The organism is Paenibacillus sp. GYB006 (assembly GCF_036577645.1).
Classification (GTDB): Bacteria; Bacillota; Bacilli; order Paenibacillales; family Paenibacillaceae; genus Paenibacillus.
In genome coordinates this window covers 1-325 of sequence record NZ_JARBDA010000084.1, presented here as the reverse complement: position 1 = coordinate 325, position 325 = coordinate 1, and the positions used below count along the sequence as shown (strand labels likewise).

1 rRNA gene is annotated in these 325 nt (G+C 42.2%); it reads left to right on the top strand.

Annotation, left to right across the window (positions count from 1 at the left end):
* Positions 1 to 83, top strand: a 16S ribosomal RNA gene (locus tag PV403_RS25105); the annotation flags it as partial.
* Positions 84 to 325: the final 242 nt, after the last annotated feature.

Here is a 325-nt window from a genome sequence, read left to right as displayed (position 1 = left end):
AGCCGTCGAAGGTGGGGTAGATGATTGGGGTGAAGTCGTAACAAGGTAGCCGTATCGGAAGGTGCGGCTGGATCACCTCCTTTCTATGGAGAATCGTTTCCTGAAACGGAAACATTCAAATAAACGTGCGACGAAAGTCGGCGGACCACTTTGCAAAAGCAAAGTAACACTCACTCGTTGTTCAGTTTTGAGAGTTTGATCTCTCAAAATCAAGTCATAAAATTTCATCCACACTTTTCGTGATGGACCGAGAATTTTATGGTCGCAACAAAGTTGCTCTTTGAAAACTAGATAACGAAACAATTTTGCGATTTTAGAAATATCC